Raw genomic sequence first — 26590 nt, forward strand, 5'->3', positions numbered from 1 at the left:
GCTTAGTGATGCGTTGACCCGTTGGCGGGGCTGTGGTCTTCTCCTAAGTAACCAAGCAAGCGCTAGTGTAAATGACATGAATGTAATGAATGCTTCCCCTCGCCGCAAGGAATTGACACGTTTAGCGGCTCAGCTATTCGTCCAAGAAGGCTTTGATCGCACCACGGTGCGTATGCTGGCGCAAGAAATGGGTATCAAGTCTGGCAGCTTGTTCCATCACTTCAAAGATAAGCAGGAAATCTTAGCTGCGGTAATAGAGGAGGGTACTCAGAATGCTCTTAGCATTGCTAAAGCAGCGCTTCAAGAGTGCGACAATGATCCTGAGGCGCGTCTGCATGCTATGGCCCGAGCGCACTTAGAGACGCTTTTCGCTGATCGCAATGCCCATGTGGTCGCGTTATTTGAATGGCGACGGTTAGATCCAGATGCGAGTGCCCATTTAAGCCACCTGCGGGATGCCTACGAAGCACTATGGGTAGAGGTTATCGATGATGCGCTGGCAGCAGAGCTTATTCACGGTGACCGCTTTCTTGTATCGCGGTTTATATTGGGTGCGCTGAATTGGACGGTACGCTGGTACGATCCCAGTGGGCCGCGCACACCCGATGATCTAGCCGATGAACTGGTCGCGATGATTATGGCCCGTTAATACCCCCTTCTCGACCAACGTCTAATCCGTTTACGACGCTGATTGCTTGCGCTCCCGCGCAAATGCTTTTAGCGTTAGTTTAATTGCAAGGTTTCCGTTAACGTAAACGGACAACAATAAAGCGTAAGATCGAAACCTGGCCTGTCTGTTTGCGTACAACTGCTCACGACTAACAACATAAGAGAGCCATCATGACAGCAACATCAGCGTCACTACCCACATATTCCACCTTCCTGGAAGGCTTTACGGTTGACACCATGATTGCCAGGCTGGATGACCATCAGGATGGTTGCCTTAATGCCTTTGAGGCATGCTGCGGTCGTCATGTACGCCAGGGGCGAGGTGATGTGCTTGCGCTCGTGCAGGAAGATATCAATGGACAAACCCATACGCTGACGTATGCAGAACTAGACGAGCAGAGTGGCAAGCTTGCTGGCTGGTTTAAGGCCCAAGGGCTTGGTGAAGGGGACCGTATTGCCTGCATGCTGCCGCGCTCAGCAGCGCTGTTAGTGGCGGTTCTTGCCACCTGGCGAATTGGTGCGGTTTATCAGCCGTTATTTACCGCGTTCGGTCCTGATGCGGTGGATTATCGCCTGGGGCGCGCTGACACCAAGCTGGTTATTACCGATCATGCTAATCGCTTTAAGTTTGATGGGCTAAGCCAGTGCCCGCCTGTTTTGGCAGTAGGCGGGGCTACTAGCGAGCATCCTGATGATCATGATTGGCAGGCTGCGTTGACGCATACGTCAATGAGCGAAAAGCCACCTCGTCTTGCCCCTGAAAAACCTTTTCTTCAGATGTTTACGTCGGGCACGGTAGGCAAGCCAAAGGGAGTGGCTGTGCCGCTTTCCGGTATGACCGCGTTTGCTCTCTATATGGAGCTGGCAGTCGATCTTCGTGACGATGATCGCTTTTGGAATATGGCTGACCCGGGTTGGGCATATGGGCTTTATTACGCGATTACTGGGCCGCTGCTGCTCGGTGTTACCACGCACTTCTGCGAGGCAGGTTTCAGTGCAGAAGGTGCCTTGGCTTTCATGAAGCGCCACCGTATTACTAACTTCGCCGCGGCGCCCACGGCATACCGCTTAATGAAAGCGTCAGGACTGTTCGATGACGCCCACCAAACCTTAGAGCTTCGCGCGGCAAGCTCTGCAGGCGAGCCTCTAAACACAGAAGTAGTGACCTGGGTGGAGAAGTCGTTAGGTTGTCCGGTCATGGATCACTATGGTCAAACAGAAACCGGTATGACCTGTAATAACCATCACTCCCTTGATCACCCTAAACATGTGGGAGCGATGGGTGTGCCAATGCCGGGCTACCGCTTGGCTATCTTGGACGCCGAGTATAACGAACTGCCGCCCGGTGAACCGGGTGTGCTTGCAGTTGATATCAAAAACTCACCCGCCCACTTCTTCCAAGGGTATACCTGGCAAGAAAAAGACCCCTTTGTGAACGGTTACTACCTAACTGGCGATGTCGTTATCCGCAATGAAGACGGCTCGTTTCAATTTGCCGGACGCGATGACGACATTATTACCACCGCAGGCTATCGGGTTGGCCCTACGGATGTTGAAAACAGTGTCATGACTCACCCTGCGGTTGCCGAATCGGCAGCAGTTGGCCAGCCAGACGAGATTCGTGGCGAGGTCATTAAATCTTATATCGTGCTGCGTGATGGGTATGAGGCTAGTGAAACGCTTGCTGATGAGATCCGCCAGCAAGTGCGTGAGCGTCTTTCTACTCATGCGTTCCCCAGGGTTATCGAATTCGTCGATGAGCTGCCCAAAACGCCTAGCGGCAAGATTCAGCGCTTCAAACTTCGTGCCCAAGCGACTGAGCAAGCACGCAACGACAAATAATCAAAGGAAAGTTGAAATGCAGGTGAAGGATTGTACGTTTTTAATTACTGGTGCTGCTTCAGGGCTGGGCGCGGCAACAGCAGAGCGCCTAATAGCGGCTGGTGGAAGCGTTGTATTGTGTGACATGAATAATAGCGTGTTGGAGCATGCTAAGCGCTTAGGTGATCGTGCAGTGGCCTGCATAGCTGATATCACCTCTGCCGAGCAAATGCAGCAGGCGATTGACGAAGCGATTGCGCTGGCAGGTGACAGCGGCCTTTCCGGTGTTATTCACTGTGCTGGCGTCGTCAGCGTGGCCAAACTGGTTGACCGTAATGGCAACCCCGCAGACCTGGAAAGCTATGCAAAAACGATCAACATCAACTTAGTGGGTACGTTTAATGTGATGCGTTTGGCGGCCGCCGCCATGGCCAAAAATACCCCCAATGAGAGCGGCGAGCGGGGCGTAATTATTAATACTGCTTCTATCGCGGCATTCGATGGGCAGGTGGGGCAGTGTGCTTACAGTGCGTCGAAAGCCGGTGTTGTGGGAATGAGTTTGCCTGCTGCTAGAGAGCTATCGCGTCATGCTATTCGCGTTATGGCGATTGCGCCTGGCGTTTTTGAAACGCCCATGATGAGTGAGATTCCTGACGAGGCGGCTCAAGCCTTAGCCGCTGCGGTGCCTTTCCCCAAGCGGTTGGGTAAGCCAGATGAGTTTGCTCAGTTGGCCGAGCAGATTATTACTAACCCAATGTTGAATGGTGAAGTGATTCGGCTGGATGGCGGCATTCGAATGCAGTAAATAGGCTGGAAAATTAGTAGCGTCTAATAACCTGCCAGCACTTTTGCTGGCAGGTTTTTTTGTTTATAGATCAAATTTTTACCGGTTGGTCGACCAAAGTTGTAGCGGTTTTGGGTGTTATATTCAAACGACCGCTTGACTATGGCACGGCTGCGCGCTAGTTTTCAAACATGTGTTTGAAAGCGGCTTTTTTGAAATCCCAGCCGTACTAAAAATGTAAGCCGCTTTCAGCCCCCAGCTCAGGAGAAGTGACATGCCCAGCTATCAAGCCCCCTTACGTGATATGCGTTTCGTTATGGACGAAATGTTTGACTATCCCAGCCACTATGCAGCGCTACCCTGTGGTGATGAAGCGTCTCCAGACGTCGTGAATGCGATTCTTGAAGAGGGCGCGCGCTTTGCCCGTGATGTGCTGCTTCCGCTCAATCAAAGTGGCGATGAAGAGGGGTGCTTGTTAGAAGGTGGCGAAGTTAAAGCGCCGCAAGGTTTTAAAGAAGCGTATCAGCAATATGTTGAAGGTGGCTGGCCAAGCCTAGCAGCAGATCCTGAACAGGGCGGCCAAGGTCTTCCGCCATCATTGGCGATGATGCTGTCTGAAATGATCTGCGCAACTAACTTAGCGTGGGGTATGTATCCAGGGCTTTCCCATGGTGCTGCCGATGCACTTCGGCACCATGGTACTGATGAGCAAAAGGAAACCTACCTTACCAAGCTGGTTGAAGGCGTTTGGACGGGCACCATGTGTCTCACCGAGCCGCACTGTGGTACTGACCTCGGGTTAATTAAGACGCGTGCGGTGCCTAATGAAAGTGGTGCCTACTCCATTACGGGTACTAAGATCTTTATTTCTGCTGGCGACCATAATCTGGCAGAAAACATTGTGCACCTCGTATTAGCCAAACTGCCTGGCGCTCCTGAGGGGTCGAAGGGTATTTCTCTATTTGTTGTACCTAAGTTTATGCCAGATGCTCAAGGCAATCCCGGCGATCGTAATGGCATTTCCTGTGGCTCGCTCGAGCACAAAATGGGCATCCACGGTAATGCGACTTGTGTGATGAACTTTGATGGTGCGACGGGCTATTTAGTTGGAGCGCCTAACAAAGGCTTAGCGTGCATGTTCACTATGATGAATGCCGCACGCCTTGGGGTGGGCATTCAAGGCTTAGGCTTAATTGAAGCCAGTTTCCAAAACTCGCTCAGTTACGCTCGTGACCGGTTACAAATGCGTGCCCTTTCTGGTGCTCAAGCGCCTGAGAAAGCAGCAGACCCGATTATTGTTCATCCGGATGTGCGCCGTATGCTGCTAACCCAGAAGGCGTTCGCCGAGGGTGGTCGCATGCTGGTGCTATACACCGCTCAAATGCTAGATATCGTTGAGCACGGTAAGCCCGGCGAAGAGAGAGAGCAGGCTGAAACTCTGCTTGGTCTATTAACGCCTATCGTGAAAGCGTTTCTCACTGAAGTTGGTTTTGAGTGCACCAATGAAGGCGTGCAGATTTTTGGCGGGCACGGCTTTATTAAAGAGTGGGGGATGGAGCAGCTGGTGCGTGATGCGCGTATTACCCGTCTCTATGAAGGCACTACCGGCATTCAAGCGTTAGACCTGCTTGGCCGAAAGGTGTTGATGAGCCAGGGTGAATCGCTAAAAGTATTCACCAAAGAGATCCATAAGTTCTGTAAGTCGGAAGCTGATAACCCTGCTCTAAAAGAGTTTGTTGAGCCGCTAGCGAAACTGAATGCTGAGTGGGGCGAGCTAACGATGGGCGTGGGTATGAAAGCCATGCAAGACCGTGAAGAAGTGGGGGCGGCCAGCGTCGACTACCTCATGTACTCCGGCTATGTCACCTTGGCGTACCTTTTTGCCCGCGCAGCTAAGCAGTCGTTGGTGGAATTAGAGGGTGACGATAAGGCGTTTTATGCGGCCAAGTTGAATACTGCTCGTTTCTATTACCAGCGCCTGCTGCCGCGTACTAAAGCACATGCTCAGATGATTCAAGCGGGTGCGGGAAGCCTTATGGCGATGTCGAGCGAAGATTTTGGCTTGGGCTTTGAGATTTAAGCTTTTGAGATTTAGCTCAATAGGAGTGGTTATTCTGCAAAAGCAGATTCATCTGTAGGCTTAACTGAGCACTCTCTGGTCAGGGGACTGATCGGTGGTTTGCGGCAGGCTTGTTCTTAGAACAACACCTGCCGCTTTTTTATTTCAATTTATTTTCCAATAGCCCTTGCCAAGACGGCAGCGAATCCGTAAAGTACGCATCCGCTGCCGGGGACGCACAGCGTTACCAGCGGTGATTGAAGGTGAAAACCTTCGGTTTGTCAGAGGGTTAGAAGAACTCAGCAGCAACATGCTTCGATGTGCTGATCTGAATCGTACGTATTTTGCATACCAAGCCAATCAAATAGGTGAGTATGCGTGACTTTTAACACTTTTAGCGAAAAATGTCAATCGGCGTTTTCTTTTATGTCGTGCGAGATTCTGTGGCTGCGCCGAGGCTGACCAGCGCACTCTCCGTTTATCGTTATGGACTAGCCCGATAAGCGCTAAGAAGCACAAGCTTAGCGTACGATTTTTTCCGTTTCGTGAACTGCCCCCATCATGCAGGTCCGTTTCAGTGCTGATCTCGGCGGCGGCTTCGAAATACTCATGATTGCAAAACAACCCGAACCTCATGCGCCCAAGACGCCGAACTGTATATCGTCCACTTTCGGGGCGAATGAATCTGACGACAATGTCGGCCTCGCGGCGATGAAACTCGACTGGCACAACGCTGGTTGAGATTTCGAGGCGCAGTTTTGGGTGTTCCGCCTGGAACTTCGACAGTCGTGGCAAGAGCAACTGCTGCCCCACCAGCTCCGGCGCGGCAATCCGAAAAACATCCTGTTCCCCCTGGGAATCCTGCCGCTCCATCGCGGCCAGATGCTCTTCGGCTTTTTCGGCCAGTGCAAAGAACCGCCGCCCTACATCGGTCAGAGTGTATCCATCAGCCCGTCGCGCAAAAAGTTTGGCATTCAGGGCGTGTTCCAGTTTCGCGGCCCGGCGATGAACTGTCGACACGCTGACCCCAAGAAATTTAGCCGTGCGGCTTAGCCCGCCGGTTCGACCGATGGCCAGCAAGATCTTTGTATCATCCCAGTTCATAACTTTCCATAAATCGAAAATAGCTTTGCATCAATGTCCATAGATATGGCTTCCAACTCTCTGCATCATGGAAAAAAACACGGAGATGCAGAGACATGGATCAAATCACTGAACCATCCCCATACCCATACCCAATCTCACCTGTCGGTCTGGATGCTGTGCGTCGGGCCTATTCACCGAAGTCCGACCTCGATGAGATCAGGAAAAACTACGATTATGACATGCAACGGTTTCTGGAACACTCCTCCACTCATGTCATCAACCAGGATACGGTTGCTCTATCTTCCTGGTTAGTCTCGGCTTTTTATGGAGTTGAGAAGGGCTTGATCATGGAGGCAGCGAAGAAGGTTTCGTGTCACGGAAAGTGCTTCCGATAATGGCCACCATTCGCGAGCTGGAACGTGCGGGGAATGCAAGCTATGCAACTCGTGGAGCCGGGGGAAGCCTGCAAGCCTATGTGCGCTTCAATGACAGTCTCGGTCTGAACCCCCCTGCCGAATACGAGGCAGAAGTGCGTCCTTTCGTGGCGGAGATTGAGGATGAGAAAAATCTAGGTGGTGCGATCGCTCTGTCCCGGACGCAAATAGAGGCGGCGACGGATTTCGATTACGATGCGTTCATCCAGACCCGCTGCAGCCTGCGCCAATACACCGGAGCCCCAGTAGACCCGGAGCTGGTTGAAAATGCCGTTCGTCAGGCGATTAAATCTCCGCGCAGCTGCAACCGGGAAACGCGCCTCCTACGTGCCGTCTACAACCCTGAAATGCTTGCTCGCCTGCTGAGCTTTCACTCGGGCAATCGTAGATTCGGGCACAAGTTGGGTGCGGTGCTGATCATCTCCGTGGATCTGCGTGAATTCGACATGATTGGCGAACGCAACCAAGGATGGGGTGACGGGGGGATTTTTTCCATATCGATGGTGATGGCGCTTCATGCAAATTGGCTTGGCTCCTATATGTTGAACTGGTCCCAGGGCTGCGAACAGGACAAGCGCCTGCGTGAAGCGTTCGATATTTCCAATCACGAGTCGATCGTGACCTTCTTTGGCGTAGGCCAACCTCTGAAGTCGCGGCTTCGCCCTCGCCGGACGTGTCTGATGTGATGTCGTTGCTACGCCCGCGCTGACACCAGCGCAAAACAACCCATTCTTGGTGGGATGAAACTTCAATAAGAACAGAGGAGATTTATCATGTCCCAAATAACTCAAGCCTTTGAGTATAAGGACTATGGTGACGCAGGTGTTCTGAGCCCGCGCGAGGTCGCGCTGCCTAATCCCTGCGCAGGCGATGTGCAGCTTCGGCACACAGCCATCGGCGTCAACTATCTGGATATCTATCAACGCAGCGGTGCTGACACATCTATCCCCCTCCCCGCAGGCATCGGCGTCGAAGGTGTTGGTATTGTCGAGGCCGTCGGTCCGGGCCAGTCGACCTTCGAAGTGGGCGACCGCGTGGCCTATGTGGGCGGCCCGCCAGGCGCCTATGCCCTGTGGCGCAACATCCCCGCTTCGCGCCTGGTCAAACTGCCGGACTGGATCGAGGATACGACTGCGGCTGCCATGATTTTCAAAGGCATGACAGCTGAGTATCTGATCCACCGCTGCGTATCCGTCAAGTCAGGCCAGACCGTGTTGTTCCACGCGGCGGCTGGCGGCGTTGGGTCATTGGCTTCGCAATGGCTGCGCGCTTTGGGGGCCACGGTGATCGGCACGGTTGGCTCAGAAGCTAAGCTGTCGCAAGCGCGCGAAAACGGCTGTGATTATGTATTTCTGTCCAGTGACCCGGAGTTGTCACAGAAGGTTCAGGCGCTTACCGGTGGTGTGGATGTTGTCTATGATTCCATCGGAGCGACGACTTTCGAGGCATCGCTGGATAGCCTGCGCCCGCGCGGCATTCTGGTTAGCATTGGCGCGGCCTCCGGTCCTCCGCAGGAAATCAGTGTGGGAGAACTTGCTCGACGCGGGTCGCTCTATCTTACCCGCCCATCCATTGCGCATTATACGGCGGATCCCGGTGAATACCAGCAGGCCGCGCAGCATCTATTTGATGCGATCTCGAAAGGGGATATCAAACCTGCCCAAGTTACCACGTTGGGACTCTCCGAGGCGGTCCAAGCCCATCGCCTGATAGAAGGACGGAAAACAACCGGGTCCGTTGTTCTTCTACCGGAGCTTACGATCAATTAGGCAGCGTCGTCCCGTAGAATGGACTTTTGCGCCGTATGCCGCAAAAGTCCAAAACCCGCCCGCTTTCTTTTTTCGCCCAGGCGGAGCTCGACCGCAAACCTAATTGATGGTGTCATTTATCGACGAGCATCGTGCTCAGTTCGGGGTCGAGTCGATTTGTAGCCAGCTGCCAATCGCCCCATCGACGTATTATCACTACAAAGCACTTGAGACCGATCCTGAGCGGCGGACAGATCGATATCGGCAGGATGCGTTTCTTACCGCTGAGATTCAGCGAGTGTGGGAAGAAAACTTCTGCGTCTAAGGTGCTCGTAAGGTTTAGCGGCAACTCCGCCGTGAGGGCGTTAAGATTGTCCGTTGCACCGTAGAGCGACTCATGCGCCGCCTGGTAATTCGCGGCGTGGTGCGAGGCCAACGCCCCTTCACGACGATCAGTGATCTTGGCCAGAAACGAGCACCTGATTTAGTGAAACGTGACTTTACAGCCATGCGTCCTAATCAGCTTTGGGTGGCCGATTTTATGTATGCTGCTACCTGGTCTGGCTTCGTTTACGTTGCAATCGTTATCGATGTTTATGCACGCTGTATCGTGGGTTGGTGTGTAGCAACGTCGATGAAGACGGGATTGGTACTGGATGCTCTTGAGCAAGCCCTGTGGGCACGAAAGCACAGGCAGGAGTTAATCCACCTAGTGATAGAGGAAGCGATCCGCTACACAAGGCGCATGGCTGACGAGGGTATCGATGCCTCAGTCGGTACCACCGGCGAATCCTACGACAATGCGCTGGCCAAAACCATCATCGGCCTATTCAAAACGGAGGTGATTCACCATCGTGGACCATGGAAGGGACGAGATGCGGTTGAATATGCCACGCTGGAGTGGGAATGGCAGGTACCGACAAGAAACGTCTGGTAATATTTAGCAATAACAGAATAAATCTCAAAACCCAGCGTTCGCGCTTGGCTTTCCGTTTGTGTAGGAGAGCGTTTGACTGAGGTGTCCACTAAAACGGGGGAACTACAAAGCCTGATTAATGAGCTTGGTTAGGCAGATGTAATCATTCAGAGGTAATGGGCCCAGACAAGAGTGTACGCCACAAGCTGGCGTATTTGAAGGAGGAGTGGCACAGATTTGTTACGCATGGCGGCATAGTCAAAACCTTTGATGGTAAAAAAACGCCGCCTATGATGAAATTTATTTCAGCGCCGCCCTTGCTACGGCTATCGGGCCAAAAGCACGCGACGCCGGAAAGGTCATCGGCCAGGTGATGGGGGCAATCCCGGTCAGGTCGGCGACACATTTCTCGCCTATCGGCTAGTCCGGCTAATCTACAGCGGTCCCGTGCATTCGGAAAGCGACGGGCCGCTTTTGGAATGCCGCATTATAGATGCATCGGAAGTCGCATGACCGACCGTCTTGCAAGGCATTTTCTTCATCACCGCAGCCTAAAATATCGCAGGTTATACAAGTATGTTCCATCTGCCCATCATCGTGTTTCCGGACCCCGGGGCCGTATTGTAGAGAGACTTCGAATTCAAATCCACTTAGGTGTACTGTATGAATAAAGCAATTCTGATGTCATGTGCCATAGGGCTTCTTCTTGCCGGGTTCTTATTGGGTCGTATGTACGAAGCTTGGAGTTATGACGACACTTGCCTTGACCTTGGCGGCGGCAAAAGTCCCGGCGAGTATTCGATTTGCGTTGTGACAGAAAGCCCGGATGCCAAGTAGAGCCTGAAGAATATCTCTGAGCTAATGATAAAAGATTAAAGTTATGGATCCAAAAATGAAAATCAGTCTTCCCATAGCCGCGGCTATCGTTTTCTTGTATCTTTCCCAACGACACAGGGCAACCCGAACATAGAAGCGTTTATGGGCAATTTTGAAACTGCCTATGGGCGGATCGCATCAGTATGGCCGGACATGAACCTGGCGTCTATTCCCAATGCTATTATCATGCGTGGAAGCTCTGCCGATCAGCGCGGCTTATTTACATTAAATCCCCCCTAATGTAATGGCGATCGGGCAACTCTCCTCTGTTGCATCTGACTATGCAGATGCCTCCTTTATCGCGCGGCCCAATGATGTGTCCGTTCTGGGGGAGATCGAAGGTTTCATCTTCTCCATGGATATTGCCGACGCTCCGACCTTTGTCATAGTGTTGAATTGTGTCAATCCAGAATAGGACGGCGAATGTCTGGCATCATCGGAGTTTGCGGCGTATTTCCTGCACGAGGTCTTCCATAGATATCAGGAAGATGTGTTCAAGGAAAATGAGCGCGTCGATCAGGATGCTTATGATTTCAGTCCGGGAAATCTGCATTTCGCTTTGATCGAGAACCAGATTTTGCTGGAGATGGCGGTCACCGATGATTTGTCTCACCTGACCGAGCTGGCAAAGGATTTCGTGCAAGTTCGCAGCTATCGCACCGCTCATTTCCCACATGTTGATCTGGATAACCAGCAAGAACGCTATGAAGGAACTGCCCGCTTCATCGAGGTACAGACAGGAATGAGTACAGCTGATGCCACTTTCGACCTTGTCGGCACGGGATACATGCAAGGCCATATCAAAGATGCGTATGCATTTGGCAGCTTCTACGCATCAGGGACTATCCTGACAAATGAGATTGCGAGGCTTTGTGGTGATGCGGGCCTCACCGAAATACAGAACGGGCATTCGCCTTTTGACGTTTTGCAGAACCATCTGGACGCCTCCCTCTCCACGGCAGCCAATATTGCTCAGGCCATCGATCCTGACAGCGCTCTGGTCGAGCTAGCGCAACAGCACAGCAAATGGGCCGCGGATGAACTAAGTTGGTGGAACGAAGATTAATTGGCTCGCAATCCTCTATTGCCTGAATCACGACCACCTTGTGACACTGTACCGTGATACGGAAATTTGAATATTACCCTTGCTAACACAGCCTGTGTATCACCCAAAGCCCTAAAACTGGTCCCGGAAGTAACCACCATACTACCCACACCCCCTGCCATTGCCAAAGCGCTGTGGTCAACGCAATTGATGGAATGGTCAAAGCAAAGCCTACGGCATTTATTATGGCCAAGGTTGAACCGATTCGTTCTCTCGGAGCTGTTTCAGCGGCCAGAGCCGATAGCTGAGGAGAATCCGCAATTACTGTCACCCCCCAGATAGAGAGTAAAACCAACATCACTTCGGGCGACAAAAAGGCAACCAATGGATAAACCATACAGATAAGCCCGGAAGACGCCAGAGCCAAGCGCGCCACTGACAGACTTCCTATACGTCTGCTCAGTGCCCCACCACCCACACAACCCATCAGACCAAGTGCGATGATGGTAAACGACATCAATGGGGTCGAGGTACCCTGTGTGTTGAGACGCCCCATTTCGCGAGTCACCATAAATGGAATAAGCGTCCACAACGCATAAAGCTCCCAACTGTGACCAAAGTAGCCAATTGCAACTGCGCGGAAACGCCGTTCACTTAAAGCTGCTAGCCCGTCTCGTAGTCGTGCCTTGCCACTTGAGGACGGTAAGTGTGGGCCATCACCTAGAACGAAGATAGCCGCTCCACCTAGCAATGCTAATCCGGAAGCGCCCAGAAGCGTCCACTCCCAAGGAAACCCGAGTGTCGCGCCGCGCAGTAGATGAGGCAGGGCAGTGCCCAGCGTTAACATGCCTACTAGCCATGCCAGAGCGGCCCCGACATATTTAGGTGTCCAGCCAATCACTAGCTTCATACCTAGTGGGTAGATACCGGCCAGGCATAGACCTGTAAAAAACCGTAACAGCAAATCGAATGGCTGATGGGCAGCCACAAATACAAAGCCGGCATTTGCCAGAGCACCGGCCAGGCAGGAAATCGCGAAAATGTGACTGGCAAGTAATCGATCAGCCAGACCTGTGGTGGCAATAAATAGCGTCCCAGTAATGAAACCTGCCTGAACAGTGAGAGTCAGCCATCCTAGATGAGTTTCATTTAGTCCAACATCATGAATGAGAGCCGAACCCACCCCATTAACTGAGAACCAAAGCGAAGTACCACATAGCTGAGCGAGCACGACAATGAATAGCGGATGACTTCGAATAAAGTATGTCATTCCCCCCACCTTATTCAAAAATAGAAAAATGCTCTCCAATTAACGCTAAGCGCAGTAATAAAGCTACGATTAGAGGGCGAGACTCTTATTATGAGAAATTTCGATTAAGCGCAAAGACTTCATGAGAAAAAGAGCAATTAGTAACAGGAAAGTCATTGTCTGACTGACTAGCCAGAGCAGATGTTACTGACTTAACCTGTTTATAACCGGTTTTTAGTAGAAATGTTGGTGCACGCCCGTAGCTTTTAATTCCAACAATATAAAGACCGCTCTCAGGGTGAGAAAGCTCAGCCGAGCCATGTTCAGGGACTGAACCACAGGTATGAAGGTTTGGATCAATAAGTGGGCCGAGATGAATGGGGCTTTCCGTTGCAGGGTCAATTGAGGTGCGCAACTCAGACAGCAAGTGAAGATCGGGGCGAAACCCTGTTGCTGCAATGATCTGATCCACCGGCGGTAGTTGATATGAATGGCTTTGTACGATTAGTTTGCCATTTCTACACTCGATTTTTTCTATTGCTATATCGATAAATACCTCAATTCTCTCTTCTTTCAGTAATTTTTGAATGTAAACTTCGAGACTTCTACGTTCTTGCAACTCATCATTTTCTGGTGAGCGCACGATGTTATCGACGGAGGAGCCGCGTATCCCCCAGAAAACACGCATGCCATCAGATTGTTCAGAAAGTTTGACTAAATCCTGCAATGCGTTAAATGCCGAATGGCCGCCACCGATGACAAGTACGGACTTGCCTGCGTATTGTTTACTGGCAGGGCCCAGAATATCAGGCACTCCGTAGGTAATTGATTGCGAAGCAGCAAGCTCACCAATAGCTGGAATACCGTGAGCGCCAAGCCAGTTGGGTGTCTGATAAGTACCAGACGCATCGATTACGGCCTGGACAAGGATGTCGCGCTCACCTTCGGAGTTGGAAACACGTACCACGAAGGGCGCGTTCTCCCGCCCTTCATTTCGTAGAATATCGTGATATTGGCGGCTGACGTTTTCAACACGGGTATTCAAATGCAGGTGTGGAGCAATGGTCTCGTGGGATGCCAAAGGAAGCACATAACGCTCAAGCAGTTCGCTTCCGGTTGGAAAATCGGTCAGAACCGGTTCGGCCCAGCCCTTTTTCTTAAGTAGAGAAACTGCTATGGGATCCATATTGTATGACCAGGGCGAAAACATACGCACATGGCCCCAGCTTGCCAGGTTGGAACCGGCACAATCACCTGATTCAAAAACAATGGGTGTGAGCCCTGCATCGAGCAAGTTAACTGCTGCACTTAAGCCGATAGGACCGGCGCCAATGACGGCGATGGGCAAGTTTTCGACATTGTATGTCATAGATAAACCTCTAGAAAGTGTTGTTAGTAACAACAATGTGGTTAAAAAAATAGCTTACGCGCCGAGTCGGGCCCGCGCTGCGACGGTCAGTTTTCCCAAGAGCACAAGAGCTGCATCGACAACTTCAGGGGGGATATCCTCTATCATTGATGCCTCTTCTGTAATTAAGCTTTTGCGAATAGTTTTATATAGCTCTTGGCCTTCAGGGGTTAGCGACAGCTGAACTGCACGCTGATCAAGCGGATCCAAGGTCTTGAGCGCATAGCCCTTGCGAAGTAATGCATCAACAACACGGCTTGTAGTACTTTTATCGAGACACATCTGATCCGCTAGGCTTTTAAGCCTCAAGGGGCCAAGTTTTACGAGCGTTTCGAGCGCGTAGCACTGAGCAACCGACACGTTGTGACAGCATATGCTTTCACGATCACGGAACTGATGTACGCGGATTAGCTGGTTAACTGCTTCATATAGCGCTTCTGCACGCTTGAGCTTTGGATCCATCTGGAATTCACTGATTTATGTTGTTAGTAGCAACAGTATCCTAGAGATTGATTTTCTGCAAGCCCCGGGTCTTGTTCAATTGTAAATGTGTCTGAGTACGGTTCAGGGGTGACCATTACACGACGGTGGTCGACGCCAATACCATACGGTTCGGGTTACTTGGTAGACCCCAGCTGTAGCAGTACGAAAACCAGCTGTAAAACACCATGACTCCGGCTGCTTACATTTGGGATTAGGGAACCTGCGAATAAGTCTGCCTGATGAGATAATATCCGTTGCACATGAATGAGGACGCAGAGGTGGACCAGCAACTTACATTCGCTGACAGCGAGTTCAGTAACAAGCGCCGTCAGACCCGCAAGGAGAAATTCCTGGGCCGAATGGATAAGTTGATCCCATGGGCGCGTCTTCCGCCACAGAGAGCAGCGTGGCAGATGTCTGAGGGCCGGCACCAAACTGCTTCCTCAAGCGTGTGGCATATTGTTTTGTGAGTATTTCCAGCTCTTTATCATGCTTGACTATTTCTTCGGTAAGGCAGCGCCAACGCTTGGCAAGGGCACGCAAGGTGCTCATCAATACCTGTAAGTGAGGCGTTTTACCGAGTGAACGCAGACGTGTGCAAGCCGCTATACATGCTTCTGGCTTACTACGCCAAAGTCGTGTTCGGATGTCATCTGGAGCACTCACCAGTAGCGCCTGCAGTTGATTAATAGCCTGGGTTTTTGATTTGATGGCGCTACGTCGTGCACCAGAAGCGATACGCAGGGCTTCAGCCACGCCTGATTGCTCTTTCGGTATGGCAGTGGCCCGACCTGCAAGCACTGCACGAGCTGCATTTTCAGCATCAAGCGGATCTGACTTGCCTTGCAGCCTTCTCTGGCTTCGATCTGACCGATTAACTTCATAGACTTTAACCGCATGATCCCGCAAAACCTGGACCAAACCAGCTCCGTAGGTGCCGGTACCTTAGTAGCGACTGAAAGCATCTCCAATCGCTGGTCTGTGCCGCTGATCAACACGTCCATATGAATATCCAGTTGGGTATCCACACCAAGGGTGACCTCGTTGAAGCTCAAATGATTATTCATGCGTGATTCCTCCACAAAGGTATGCATCACCAATCCTGAGGCAGGACAGGACACTTAGGGTGCAGTACAAGACTCCTATTAGGTCACAAACGTCAGGCCCGGCAATGCCAGAGAACGCCAGCGACCAATCGACAGGTCAACGCTAAGGTATTTGATATAAGCCAATCACAGCACGGGTCAGATTGGGCCGACATTGCCCAGGCAGAAAGATTCTACAGAGTCAGGCAGCTCATGAGCGACAATCTAAGGCTGCCCTGGCGATGGATTCGAGCGTAGTTTGATGTAGTGGAATTGCTCCAACAATCAGTACAACCGCAGACATGGTTGATAGAATTTTCTTCATTAGAGTACGTCGTTTGTGTTAGGTTTTAAGGCAAACGCCTGGTTGAAAATCTGCGCCGCATCGTCCCGATACCCAGCGGTATCATCGAATAGGTAGGCCTCAGTCGTCGCAACGCTAGAATGACCTAGTAACTTCTGAATGGCACGGAGCTGCAAGCCGGCTTCGAGAAGGGTGGTTGCATAGGTTCTGCGATAATCATGCGGCGCTATTTCTATGTGCTGGTCACCCAACTGTTGCGAAAGGCGCTGATTTACTTCTCCGCAGATCGCCTTCAAACGCTTATTAATCATCGCCACAGACAAGGGGCGACTGAGATTTTTTGGCCGGCTGCCATTACGCCAAATTGCTGTAAATAGGAAGCCTGGATCTCGACCGCGATAGTGATCCAGGTAATGAATCAGGCGCTGCCAAGTGCCATCGGCAATTTTGATTTTCCGGTCCTTATTTCCTTTGCCGGTGACATCTACGTCTCGGGTGGCCATATCAATATCTTTGAGCTGAATACCGCAAGCTTCCGCACGGCGAAAACCACAGGTGGCCAGCATGGAAAACATCAGGCCGTCGCGGGCACCCATAGCAGAATTCAAGTTATCACAGTAGCTCAAGATGGCCTCCAGCACGAAGCGGGGGTGTGCCTTGCCACGGTTTGATTTCTGAGACTTAGCCAGCTTCACCGACTTGATGCGCTCCAGCTCTTCGCGTTCCATGACACCGAGCATTACGGCCTCTTGGGCAACGCCACGTAGCAATGCGCGGTAGGCGTTTCTCGAAGCGGCGCTCAGCTGGTAGTCAGGATGGTCACGCAAAAATTCCAGCACAAGTTGCGCCAGGTTCCCGGTCAGATCCTCCCAGTGTACAAAATCGATGCAGTGAAGCTGCTGGGGATAGACTTTGCGCTTATCAGGTTTGTCTTCACCCGGAGGCACGTATCGAGGAGGTTTCGGCACGCCAAAAAAGTGCTGCGATATCCTGTTCAGCTGACTACGCTTATTATCTCTGGAAACTTTCGATTCTTGTGCCTGGATATGCCGCCATGCTGGATTGCGATTACGAGGTATTGGTGACTGGGATATTCGAATGGGTATGGCGTCATGCGTAATAACAGCATGATCGCTGGCGCCAGCGATGCTCGTCGTATCCGGAGCACCAACTGTATGCTGGTTAGCTGTGGGAATGATTGAGGAACTCATAAATGCCTAGCTCTGTAATTCATTCTCAAGTTCATCAAGATCTGCACCGCATGCGGTGCAGTAACGGCCGAAAGCATCGGGGTCGTCTTCGTGGCCACAGGATTGGCACACGTAGATCCAGTCTTCGCCGTTGCAACTAGGTGCTTGCTGTTCAGCGCAATCGTCCATTTATAAAATCCTAAAAGTATCTATTACACATATTATATATAATTTGTAGGATCAACGGCTAGCCGCTCGTTTGCCGCTCACTCCTCCCCTGGCTGGATATTGTGAGCCACTCGCTATCGGATTTTTATATAAAAATTCTTTTTATACAGCTAGTTATGATGAATTTAGAGATTTTTAAAAGTCTCATTTTTAAAATCTGATAATGAGTTAAGGTGTTGCCCCTGTGCTTTTCGCGTAGAGGCGTCAAAATCAAGCGCGCTCGGTCTTATAAATTACACTGTAAAAATGTAATACGATTTTACGGTTATTCGTGCTGCTATTTTGAGCATCGGGTGTGTATATGGAGGTTAGCTCTTTATAGCCGTCTTTAAGAATGAACAAAAAATATAAGCCTGTATTTGATAGGCCCATACTTCTACAGGCCATAAGGACCATAAGGACCATAAGGACCATAAGGACCATAAGGACCATAAGGACCATAAGGACCATAAGGACCATAAGGGCCATAGCGCATCCGCTTATATTTTAGGACGCTATCGGGCATATTGGTTTGAATAAAGCCAGGCTTGTTAAAAAAAGCGCATTAAGCTCCTTCGGGTGCTTTAATAAAGTCACCGCTACGTTCTATATAACGCTCTACTGCATACGGGCTTATTTGCACTTCACCAAAGCCAGTCAACAGGTAGGTTATCTTGCCAATATGGTTATAAAGATCAAAATATATATTTAATGAAGGGCCTTCCAGCGCGTTTTAATCCAGCTATATCCGCCAACAGAAATTGTGTATAAGGGTCGATATTTTTGGTTTCTCGCGCCCGTAACGATCAGATGAGACTTCTTATAGCCTTCACCTGTCACCAGAAATCTATTGAAAAATTTAGCCTGGAAAGTGAGGTGCCGGATAGCCAAAAACTCGCCTATTAGTTCATTACCCGCTTGAGGTTCCGGAAAGTAAACATATATTTGGCCATTTTTTAAGGCCTGTAGACCATGCTACTGCCGTCTTATCTACTCTGCATTCATGCACTTTTTTTAACCCCATTATGGCGCTTACCCGTTATTTTTCAATACCCTGTAGCGATGTATGACTACTACCCCAACACGAATTGGTGTGACTTGAATAAGTTAACTCTTATATTCTTCCACACAATCCAAAAAGTACAAAAATAGTTATTGTTTATTTTTAAGGAAAAAGTAAGTAATCTATGAAAAAAACTATGTATAAATAACGAAAGCAGGTGAAAAATGAGTGTTCTAGCCAAATATTTGCAAAAAGAGAACGAGTTAAAGCAGCTTCAAGCCGAACTGGATGCGCTTAAGGGCGACGATCGCCTGCAAGCTGCAATAGAATTTAAAAACCGTCTCGAAGCCATGATGAATGAGTTTGGTAAAACCAAGCGTGATGTCATTACCCTGCTTGGCCCTGATCACTTAACAACGGCAAATAAAGGGAACGCTGGCTCTGATGGCCGCAAAAAACGGAAGCTTAAGGTCTTTAAAAACCCACATACGGGTCAAACCATTGAGACACGCGGCGGCAACCATAAGGGCCTACGGGCGTGGAAAGATGAATATGGAGAAGAAACAGTCAACGGATGGATTGAATCAGAACACGAATAGCGATTAAGCCCAATATCGTATTCAGTACCAGTAGCAACTTCGGTTGCTACTTTTTTGGTTACTTTAACCCATACATTTTCCCGAAGAGACAAAGAGCTCTATTTGGAGTAAACGACTCAAGAACTCTCACTTGATCATGGTAATAGATATTATGGCAGAGTTCTGCTGCGCCACTACTATGGCATTCTGCCTAAAGACGCCCTAGGCCGGGCCCAAATAAGCGCTTAGCACGGGTGTCTATCAACCCTCTTTAATAAACTGTTGGCGTCAAGAATGATCCGCAATGAAATGACACTAGATGAATCATTTATGCTCACAAAACCCAACATTTTTTCATATGCTACAACGGAGCTATCTCATAATGCCTTCATCGCCTAGTTATTGGCATGGGCAGATAGCCAGTATGCGTCAGCAGACCCTCAGCTCCATGCGTGTGCGAGAGAGCTGATCGCTGCCTTTTTCGCAAAGCATAGTAAGTTGGTGCCACAGCTTATCGAAGTTAGCGTAATGCGTCAGAGCAAGCATATTGATGTGCTGCGCGTGCTAGATGGCACGTATGCCATCGTGATTGTGGATAAGACACATACAGAAGCGCACTCCAACCAACTGGCTAAGTACCTTACAGACATCAAGGGCTGGGGCTACCAGCCAGAGAATATTCTGGCGATGTATTTCAAGACGGGTGATAGTGCCTCTACGTATCGGCTACAGACCTGTAAAGGGGATGTGGTAGTGAAGCACGATCACTCTGAGCCGGTGAGGCTGATGGACTAAAGACGCTCGCTAATGCTAATAGCGGCTTGGTAGTGCCCACGGTGATTGCCCAGCAGGGTGAATGGCTGGTGATGGAGGCGTTGGAAACAATACCGCACCGCCATAGAGATGAGTCAGCACTGGGTGAGGGACTGCGTAAGTTGCATGAGATGACAGGGGACGAGCGCGGCTGGTTCCGAGATAACGCCTGTGGGGAAAACACCCTAGCCTAATGCGCCCCGCTTTTCAGCGAGAGCGGCGTTTGTTACCGCTCATCAACGCCTGTTGTTCTAAGGGGCTGTTAAACAACGGTTTACGTCACCGCCTTGAAGCGTTAGCCCATGGGGTAGAACGCTGGCTGCCGGATGTTTCGCTGAGGTGATTTGTGGTCGGGCAATGTGCTGTTCACGCCCCAAGGCCCCGCGATCATTGACCCTGCGGTTTACTGCCACTTTCCAGAGGTGGATCTGGCGATGTTGACCCTATTCGGCTCGCCCAGTGCTGCTTTCTTTAAGGCGTACTGGAATGGCAGTGCACCTGATGAGTGGCCAAGCCGAGAGGCGCTTTTTCAGCTTTACCCGCTACGGAATCATTTGCTTTTGTTTGAAGGCAGCTACCGACCTGCCATAGAGCGTGCGTTAGCAAGACTGGAAGCTTATTGAGCGGAGTGCTGGCAACTCGTTCGTCGCTATTCACGCCCTTTACTCATTGGTACTGAAAAGTCAGTGGCGGTGATTTTTCAGCTTACGAAACACTGCATACGCACCTGCGCAGATAGTCCCAATCATGATGAACAGGATTGGAGAGATACCCAAAAAGAACTGCATGTTATTGCTCATAGTGAATTGCCTCTGACGTGGAGTAGGAATGCGGTTTAGTTTTGGGTGATCAGCGTAGCACTTGACTCCCCTCCCTTCAGTGCTGTCGCGCTTCAGAATCAGAGCCCTCAGGCTGTTACTTTAGCACTAATGGTTTAAGCAGCAACATCAACGCCGCAATCAATATCCGTAAGCTAATAGCAGAAAGTCGCGTAAGCAGTCACCTGCCTATGCGGTGGCACAAGCGGCAAGCCAAAGTGGCTTAAACGCGGTGTGAGCTGAGAAGATATCTTTCTACTCGGGAGGTCAGCATGGCAACCGATCCACACCTCAGGCTTCCGATAGGTATCCAAACCTTCTCGACAATCCGCGAGGGAGGTTACTACTATGTCGACAAGACACCGCTGATCGAGCGCTTAGTCTCCCAGAACAAGTTCTACTTCCTGTCTCGCCCGCGGCGCTTCGGCAAGAGCCTGCTGATCGACACCCTGCGCTGCTTGTTCGAAGGCCGTCAATCGTTGTTCGAGAGGTTATACCTCCATGATCGCTGGGGCTGGCAGACTACGTAATCCGGCTGAGCTTCGGCAGTGGGGTGTGCGGAACCGTGAGGAGCTAGATAAGCGGATTCACCAGAGCGTGAACGCTTTACCCAGGCCACCGCCCATGAGACCGATATTCCCGGTGAGCTCTCAGATTTGCTATTACTTACCTACACGTCTAGGGGTCAGCAAGTCGTACTGTTGATTGATGAGTACGACAAACCAATCCTCGACAACCTTCTAGATCCTGAGTGCGCGAGGGGTTGAAGAATCTCTACATCGTGATCAAGGACGCTGACCCTCACCTACACCTGGTGATAATCACTGGGGTTTCGAAGTTCAGTAAGGTCAGCCTGTTCTCAGGGCTAAACAACCTACGCGATATCACGCTGCTACCCGGGTACGCCACGATCTGCGGCTACACTGATGAGGATATAGACACGGTATTTGCTCTTGAGCTGCCTAGCCTGGATCTTGAGGCAATCCGAGAGCGGTATAACGGCTATCGTTGGGGAAGCTGCGAGATCACTTCCGTCTACAATCCCTTCGACGTTCTGCTACTCTTCCAGAACCGTGAGTTCGGCGCCTACTGGTTCGAAAGCGCCACGTCCACTTTCCTGGTCGATATCCTCAAACAGCGAGGTGTCTTCACTCCTCAACTTGATCAGTGGAAAACGGAATACGAGTTGCTCAACCAGTTCGACGTGGATGATATCAGCACTGACGCCCTACCCTTCCAAACCGTTACTTAACTATCAAACAGGTCGAGGACCTCATGCTGGGTTACTGTTAGTAGACCCAGGCCATTCCCAACCGTGAGGTAGAGACTAACCCGAACCATGCACTTTTACCTTCATTGGATGTTGAGAACGTTCCGCGTGAGCGTCACACCTTATCCAAGCACCTGCAGCGGCATGACCTTGCCAGCCTGGAAGCCCACCTCAAGGCACTCTTCGCAGAGCTGCCCCACGACTGGTATCGCAATAAACCGATTGTCCGCTATGAAAGTCACTATGTTAGCGTCTTTTATAGTCACTTCGCCGCACTAGGGCTCGCTGTCACTGTTGAAGACGCTAGTCATTATGGCCGTGTGGACTTGACCGTTGATTTCGGCGGCCACCTTTACCTTTTCGAGTTCAAGTTGGTGGTGCAGCTGCCCGAAGGTGAGGCGCTGAAGCAGGTGATAAGTACCGTGCTGTCGGAAAGCCCATACACTTTAATAGAGGTCGAATTCTCAAGTGGAAAGCGACAAATTGTAGCGTTTGAGGTTGAATCTATTGATCGATGGTTAATTAACAATTTGCTCCTTTAGTCCAAGCGTCGATATTTGATTAGGTTACTGTAAAACAGTAGATAACGGTATAACTCTATTTCAATCATGCCTTCACGATTAATACTCTAGATATTATCGCCTACTCACGGTTCTTCATGTTCGGCCCCTGATGCCGGGGTGAATCGGCACTTACTATGGCCTCGGCTGTCGTCTGATGTCTGATGTCTCCTCCCGTCGCTTCTCGACGCCGCTAGCACCGTGGAAGACCATAAGACCTCCCAGGGTAAGACGCGTGACCTTCCCGCTCATGTCTGTCGGATTTACGTTATGGCGTTCAGTTCAAGTATTGGGCCTTGATGATTACGGCCATCGCGCCTCGTATCAGCTTCCTGTTCGGAAAGCCATTTTTGCCTCGAGCTGCCTTCAGATTCCCATTCTAGGGGGGTACCTTGCCGGGCGTGCAGGGGACTTTCACCCCCAAGTCATCCTGAGGCACCACCCTCAGGAATAGCGCCTGTTAAGGCGCTGCGCGCCATGCCTGGCGCACCGCAAAATCAAAACGCCTCCGAAGTTACGGAGGCGTTGGTGTTGCTAGGCTCACAATTTACTGAGAGTGTCCAAAGCTCTTATTAAGAATCGCTTTCGGGAAATGACGACGCAACATACGGTTCTGGAAGTCATCCACGAAGCGGCTATTAATGATGATGATAAACCGCTCGAAAGGTGCACTGCTGTCGAGCTGTTCGATACCATCGACACTGTGAAATAGCCGGTCATCGCATAGGTGAAGGATATCACCCGGATTCAGAGTGATATCGACCAAGGGTTGCATGCCAGCCTTGTCTGCGTAGAGATGGTTTGCGGCACCTGCCACGTTTTCCCGATTCAGGACCAGAATACTGAGAGCCTTACAGCCATCGGCATGAATTCCCTGCCCCTGAAGGGGATCAACGTTACCTTCCCCGCGAACCCCGGTGATTTGCATTAGAATGGGTTCGTGCGCACCGATATTCCAAAGCCTTGCCCACGCGCGCACGAAATCCTTCACATCGGGGCGTGCTAAAAACTCCTGCGTCAGTGGATCATAGTACCGCAGACGATCCGCCATGCTTTCAGCATCATTAAAGGCTCCCCCCTGGGCCATGGGACATTGCCCCATATCCTCTACGTCTCCTTGGTCATTCAAAGCGAGCCATGACATCCCTTTCCAACGAAGATTGACATAGGGGTCGCGCGACAGATCATCGACAAATCCCTGCCAAGCGGCAAGATCGATTCGCTCCCGAATATCAGTTTTCGCCCACCCCTGATGCCGCAACGCCTTGGTCAATCCCAAATTCCAATACTCGGCAAGGGGATCAGCAGGCATAGAGGTCAGGCCAAAACCGTATTTGAAAGTATCAAGCTTCATGTGGATATTCTCCTGTTGACTGGGCGAAACTGCCCTGTGTGTTCGTGGTCAACACTGCGACCAACAGAAAGAAAATGAGAAACTTTGTTGGGATATGTCAAAATAATGTATTAAAGAGGACTGCTTTTTGGAGAAAAATAATCAGACCGTTGAGAATGCATATTGGTAGGATATCTCCTACCAATAGGTGTAGGATAATGATGACGAAGTGCCTAATGCTGGCACTGTGAGGAACCTCATTAGCATTTTCTTTAGGTGGTTTCCATGAATATCCGCGACTCCCGACATCCCAAAGATTCGGAACGCCTGAAGAGAAACCGCAGGAAGTTTTCCGATAAGCGAGTGATAAATGCACCTAGTGCATCTTTAGCAGTTGACATCGATGCACACGACGCTGGTAAACAAGAAGTCGAGGTAGTACGCCGTCAGTATCTGGAAAGTGAGCAACGATTCCGCTCCCTGCTGGAGAGTCTACCAAAGGTGGCTGTTCAGGGATACGACCGCTATCGGCGAGTGGTTTATTGGAATGAGGGCAGCGCTCGTCTCTATGGCTATACCTCCGAGGAAGCACAAGGCCAGTTATTAGAAGACCTGATCATACCCGCTTTCATGCGTGACGGAGTGATTCAAGCGCATAGAGCCTGGATTGAAGAAGGAGTCGTCATACCCGCCAGTGAGCTTGAACTCAAACACAAAACTGGTGAACTGATATCGGTTTTTTCACAACATCTGATGCTCAATGAGCATACCGATTCACCCTTGTTATTCTGCGTGGATGTCGATCTATCTGACCAAAAGCGCGCCCATCGCGACCTGAAATTTGCTACCCATTTCGACTGGCTCACCCATCTCCCGAATCGCCAGTCCTTTGAAATCAACCTAGACAGCCTATTGGATGCCTGTCGACGCCGGGGCAATGGTCTCACCACCCTCTACCTAGATATCGACAACTTCGTCGAAATTAATGATGCTCTTGGCTATGATCAGGGCGATCGTCTGCTCATTGAGCTTACTCGGCGACTGAAAGAGTGCCAACGAGTCACTGAGCTGGTGTCTCGTGTTTCTAGCGATGAATTCGTGCTGGCCTTTCCCGGCGTCTATTTGAGTTCCGACGTCAGACGGATCGTTCGTCATGTCCAAAATGTCTTTCGCAAACCCTTCTTCCTGGACGGTCGAGAGCGTCAGGTTACGGCCTGCCTAGGTGTGGCGCTCTTTCCAGAGAATGGCGAATCATCACGAGAATTGATCCGTAATGCCGATGTTGCCAAGAATCGTGCCAAACTGGAGGGGCGGGGTGCTGTATGCTTCTTCCAACAGAAGCTCCATGATGAACTAGTTCGCCAGCACTACCTCTTGGCACGACTCAAGGAAGCTTTGGACAACGATGAGTTCTCCCTCCATTACCAGCCCCAGGTTTCAGCGGCCAGTGGCCGAATAGAGAATCTTGAGGCCTTAATACGCTGGGAGCCTGCTGAGGGCCCGACGATCTCACCAGCCGAGTTCATCACGCTGGCCGAATATTCCGGCTTGATTCATCGTCTAGGCGATTGGGTCATAGAAGAGGCTTGCCGCCAGCAGGAAGAGTGGCGGTCCAAGGGATTTCATGAACACCGCATCGATATCAATGTATCAGGGCGTCAACTGGTGGGTCGCGGTGCCCTCAAGCGCTTTGAGGATGCGTTGCAGCGTCACGGCTTAGCACCTCGGGATATCGGCATTGAACTGACCGAGAATGTCCTGATAGAAGCCGACGAGACCGCCATTGAGGACCTTCGGCGCCTCTATCATCGCGGCTTTCACATTGCTCTTGATGACTTCGGGACCGGCTACTCATCTCTGAGCTACCTCAAGCACTTTCCAGTCACAGCCCTGAAGATTGACCGCTCTTTCATCCAAGACGCTCCCACGCAACCGAAGGATCGGGCCATCATGGAGGGTGCTATCCTCATCGGTCATCGATTGGGGTTGGAAGTAGTGGCCGAGGGCGTCGAAAACGCCGAACAGTTGTCATTGCTTCGCGACATGCATTGCGACCTCATCCAGGGGTTCTTCTTCTTCCGCCCAATGCCCGCCGAGGAAATTGATCGTCTACTGAGTGGCTTCGTGCCTACTCACAAAGGTCTAACGAGCTGAATCTTGTCGTGATTTAACGTACAATTCTCTGGAGAGCAAGACCCTGACCTTTTGAACGTCTTCAATACTCATTGATCGCTAGGGTTGCCCCCCGGCCCTAGCTGCCCCCGCATCGGCCAAGGGCAGCCTTTTGTCGTCTCCGGTATGACATTTACAGTATGCGTACCCACGGAGAGGAGCTGAAAGCGCAACATAGTGGACGCCGCAGTGTCTAGCCTTGTTAAAAACAAGAGTCACAGTAGCGACCTGATTCGATGAGATTATGAACCTCAGTCCCATGGAAATAGGGGAGGAGATTTTTTTCATAATCGCGGAATAGGGCCGTAATTAAGCAGAATCCCGCAATCTGAGGAAAATATCTCACTACCAGGCTGTTTTGGGCCAAGAAAGCAACACAAACGGAATAGCGGTAATATTTATCATTGTCGACCAGCCAAACAGCGCCGCCACTCATTCCCAACGTAGAGAAAAATTCGGGCCGCTCAATAAATTCGCAGCCAAAACCACTACGGCAGGTACGATCTGGGCTGAAAAACCCATGCTCATTCTCCCCTGACAAGGCCAGGGCTTAGCTCTTATTAGACCTTAGACTGCCCCCATTGGTTGGATAAACGTGCTGATATGTTACCCGACCTGTAACTACTTCCCCTCTTTTTTTCATATATCGTATGTTGCTTATAAGTCACTCAACGCTTGA

At 50.8% G+C, this 26590-nt stretch carries 24 protein-coding genes, 3 pseudogenes and 1 other annotated feature; of the genes and pseudogenes, 19 read left to right on the forward strand and 8 right to left on the reverse strand.

Translation table 11 applies throughout. The features are described from left to right. Nucleotides 1–85 precede the first annotated feature (85 nt). From CEK60_RS03920 to CEK60_RS03935, 4 genes are all read left to right on the forward strand, one after another. On the forward strand, nt 86–649 hold the full coding sequence (locus tag CEK60_RS03920; protein WP_089037912.1) for a TetR/AcrR family transcriptional regulator: 564 nt from the start codon (nt 86–88) through the stop codon (nt 647–649). 191 nt (nt 650–840) lie between these two features. Further along, the gene (locus CEK60_RS03925) at nt 841–2511 is read left to right on the forward strand and encodes an AMP-binding protein (RefSeq protein WP_089037913.1); all 1671 of its coding nucleotides are present in this window, start codon (nt 841–843) and stop codon (nt 2509–2511) included. A 16-nt stretch (nt 2512–2527) separates the two neighbouring features. Further along, on the forward strand, nt 2528–3295 hold the full coding sequence (locus tag CEK60_RS03930) for an SDR family NAD(P)-dependent oxidoreductase (protein ID WP_089037914.1): 768 nt from the start codon (nt 2528–2530) through the stop codon (nt 3293–3295). 253 nt (nt 3296–3548) lie between these two features. Then, nucleotides 3549–5354: an acyl-CoA dehydrogenase C-terminal domain-containing protein gene (locus CEK60_RS03935; protein WP_089037915.1), complete on the forward strand. Its 1806-nt coding sequence runs from the start codon at nt 3549–3551 to the stop codon at nt 5352–5354. A 339-nt stretch (nt 5355–5693) separates the two neighbouring features. On the opposite strand, the gene CEK60_RS03940 is transcribed toward CEK60_RS03935, so the two are convergent. Continuing rightward, complete coding sequence (locus tag CEK60_RS03940; protein WP_089037916.1) at nt 5694–6437, reverse strand: LysR family transcriptional regulator; 744 nt, start codon at nt 6435–6437, stop codon at nt 5694–5696. A 376-nt stretch (nt 6438–6813) separates the two neighbouring features. Here CEK60_RS03940 and CEK60_RS03950 point away from each other — a divergent pair, with 376 nt between their 5' ends. From CEK60_RS03950 to CEK60_RS03975, 6 genes are all read left to right on the forward strand, one after another. Next, entirely contained in the window at nt 6814–7539 is a 726-nt protein-coding gene (locus CEK60_RS03950) for a nitroreductase family protein (RefSeq protein WP_089037918.1), read from the forward strand. A gap of 87 nt (nt 7540–7626) precedes the next feature. Further along, nucleotides 7627–8622: a quinone oxidoreductase family protein gene (locus tag CEK60_RS03955; RefSeq protein ID WP_089037919.1), complete on the forward strand. Its 996-nt coding sequence runs from the start codon at nt 7627–7629 to the stop codon at nt 8620–8622. A 64-nt stretch (nt 8623–8686) separates the two neighbouring features. Further along, nucleotides 8687–8803: a sequence feature (AL1L pseudoknot), on the forward strand. Next, nucleotides 8729–8926 (forward strand): hypothetical protein, encoded by a 198-nt coding sequence (locus tag CEK60_RS22035; protein WP_157697996.1) that lies wholly within the window; start codon nt 8729–8731, stop codon nt 8924–8926. It overlaps the preceding feature by 75 nt. A 72-nt stretch (nt 8927–8998) precedes the next feature. Then, nucleotides 8999–9538, forward strand: a complete 540-nt coding sequence (locus CEK60_RS03960) for a DDE-type integrase/transposase/recombinase (protein ID WP_089037920.1) — start codon at nt 8999–9001, stop codon at nt 9536–9538. A gap of 642 nt (nt 9539–10180) precedes the next feature. After that, a complete protein-coding gene (locus CEK60_RS22335; RefSeq protein ID WP_089037922.1) occupies nt 10181–10354 on the forward strand; it encodes a hypothetical protein in 174 nt (57 codons plus the stop codon). Nucleotides 10355–10883: 529 nt separating this feature from the next. After that, on the forward strand, nt 10884–11459 hold the full coding sequence (locus CEK60_RS03975) for a hypothetical protein (RefSeq protein ID WP_089037923.1): 576 nt from the start codon (nt 10884–10886) through the stop codon (nt 11457–11459). 82 nt (nt 11460–11541) lie between these two features. Here the strand turns inward: CEK60_RS03975 and CEK60_RS03980 are convergent, their stop codons facing one another. From CEK60_RS03980 to CEK60_RS03990, 3 genes are all read right to left on the reverse strand, one after another. Further along, complete coding sequence (locus tag CEK60_RS03980; protein WP_089037924.1) at nt 11542–12708, reverse strand: MFS transporter; 1167 nt, start codon at nt 12706–12708, stop codon at nt 11542–11544. Between the two features lie 88 nt (nt 12709–12796). Continuing rightward, entirely contained in the window at nt 12797–14056 is a 1260-nt protein-coding gene (locus tag CEK60_RS03985; RefSeq protein ID WP_089037925.1) for an NAD(P)-binding domain-containing protein, read from the reverse strand. Between the two features lie 54 nt (nt 14057–14110). Continuing rightward, nucleotides 14111–14557 carry a MarR family winged helix-turn-helix transcriptional regulator gene (locus tag CEK60_RS03990; RefSeq protein WP_089037926.1) on the reverse strand — a complete coding sequence of 149 codons (447 nt, stop codon included), beginning with the start codon at nt 14555–14557 and terminating at the stop codon, nt 14111–14113. 299 nt (nt 14558–14856) lie between these two features. Between CEK60_RS03990 and CEK60_RS22610 the strand changes: the two are divergent. Beyond that, a pseudogene (locus CEK60_RS22610) lies at nt 14857–14967 on the forward strand (IS5/IS1182 family transposase); the annotation flags it as partial. 334 nt (nt 14968–15301) lie between these two features. Here the strand turns inward: CEK60_RS22610 and CEK60_RS22615 are convergent. The 3 genes and pseudogenes from CEK60_RS22615 to CEK60_RS22045 all read right to left on the reverse strand — a co-directional run. Further along, nucleotides 15302–15499, reverse strand: a pseudogene (locus tag CEK60_RS22615) (IS110 family transposase); the annotation flags it as partial. Nucleotides 15500–15987: 488 nt separating this feature from the next. After that, nucleotides 15988–17178 (reverse strand): tyrosine-type recombinase/integrase, encoded by a 1191-nt coding sequence (locus CEK60_RS04000; RefSeq protein WP_089037928.1) that lies wholly within the window; start codon nt 17176–17178, stop codon nt 15988–15990. 6 nt (nt 17179–17184) lie between these two features. Beyond that, on the reverse strand, nt 17185–17346 hold the full coding sequence (locus CEK60_RS22045) for a hypothetical protein (protein ID WP_157697997.1): 162 nt from the start codon (nt 17344–17346) through the stop codon (nt 17185–17187). Nucleotides 17347–18591: 1245 nt separating this feature from the next. Between CEK60_RS22045 and CEK60_RS04005 the strand changes: the two genes are divergently transcribed. The 7 genes and pseudogenes from CEK60_RS04005 to CEK60_RS22635 all read left to right on the forward strand — a co-directional run bounded on the left by CEK60_RS04005 (nt 18592) and on the right by CEK60_RS22635 (nt 22388). Continuing rightward, nucleotides 18592–18966, forward strand: a complete 375-nt coding sequence (locus CEK60_RS04005; protein ID WP_089037929.1) for a histone-like nucleoid-structuring protein, MvaT/MvaU family — start codon at nt 18592–18594, stop codon at nt 18964–18966. Nucleotides 18967–19473: 507 nt separating this feature from the next. Then, nucleotides 19474–19740: a PD-(D/E)XK nuclease family protein gene (locus tag CEK60_RS22860; protein ID WP_198361456.1), complete on the forward strand. Its 267-nt coding sequence runs from the start codon at nt 19474–19476 to the stop codon at nt 19738–19740. Nucleotides 19741–19772: 32 nt separating this feature from the next. Further along, nucleotides 19773–19952 carry a fructosamine kinase family protein gene (locus CEK60_RS22865; protein WP_332459893.1) on the forward strand — a complete coding sequence of 60 codons (180 nt, stop codon included), beginning with the start codon at nt 19773–19775 and terminating at the stop codon, nt 19950–19952. Between the two features lie 165 nt (nt 19953–20117). Next, nucleotides 20118–20381, forward strand: a complete 264-nt coding sequence (locus tag CEK60_RS22870; RefSeq protein WP_198361457.1) for a fructosamine kinase family protein — start codon at nt 20118–20120, stop codon at nt 20379–20381. A 467-nt stretch (nt 20382–20848) separates the two neighbouring features. Next, nucleotides 20849–21343 (forward strand): annotated as a pseudogene (locus tag CEK60_RS22975) (AAA family ATPase). Nucleotides 21344–21357: 14 nt separating this feature from the next. Then, nucleotides 21358–21828, forward strand: a complete 471-nt coding sequence (locus CEK60_RS22980) for an AAA family ATPase (RefSeq protein ID WP_269768692.1) — start codon at nt 21358–21360, stop codon at nt 21826–21828. Nucleotides 21829–21932: 104 nt separating this feature from the next. Beyond that, on the forward strand, nt 21933–22388 hold the full coding sequence (locus CEK60_RS22635; protein ID WP_232471463.1) for a PD-(D/E)XK nuclease domain-containing protein: 456 nt from the start codon (nt 21933–21935) through the stop codon (nt 22386–22388). A gap of 565 nt (nt 22389–22953) precedes the next feature. Here CEK60_RS22635 and CEK60_RS04020 read toward each other — a convergent pair. Next, a complete protein-coding gene (locus tag CEK60_RS04020; RefSeq protein WP_089037930.1) occupies nt 22954–23760 on the reverse strand; it encodes a 2OG-Fe dioxygenase family protein in 807 nt (268 codons plus the stop codon). Nucleotides 23761–24024: 264 nt separating this feature from the next. On the opposite strand from CEK60_RS04020, the gene CEK60_RS04025 reads away from it, so the two are divergent. After that, entirely contained in the window at nt 24025–25893 is a 1869-nt protein-coding gene (locus CEK60_RS04025; protein WP_232471464.1) for a putative bifunctional diguanylate cyclase/phosphodiesterase, read from the forward strand. The last annotated feature ends 697 nt before the right edge of the window (nt 25894–26590 follow it).

Source organism: Halomonas sp. N3-2A, from assembly GCF_002216165.1.
Classification (GTDB): Bacteria; Pseudomonadota; Gammaproteobacteria; order Pseudomonadales; family Halomonadaceae; genus Vreelandella.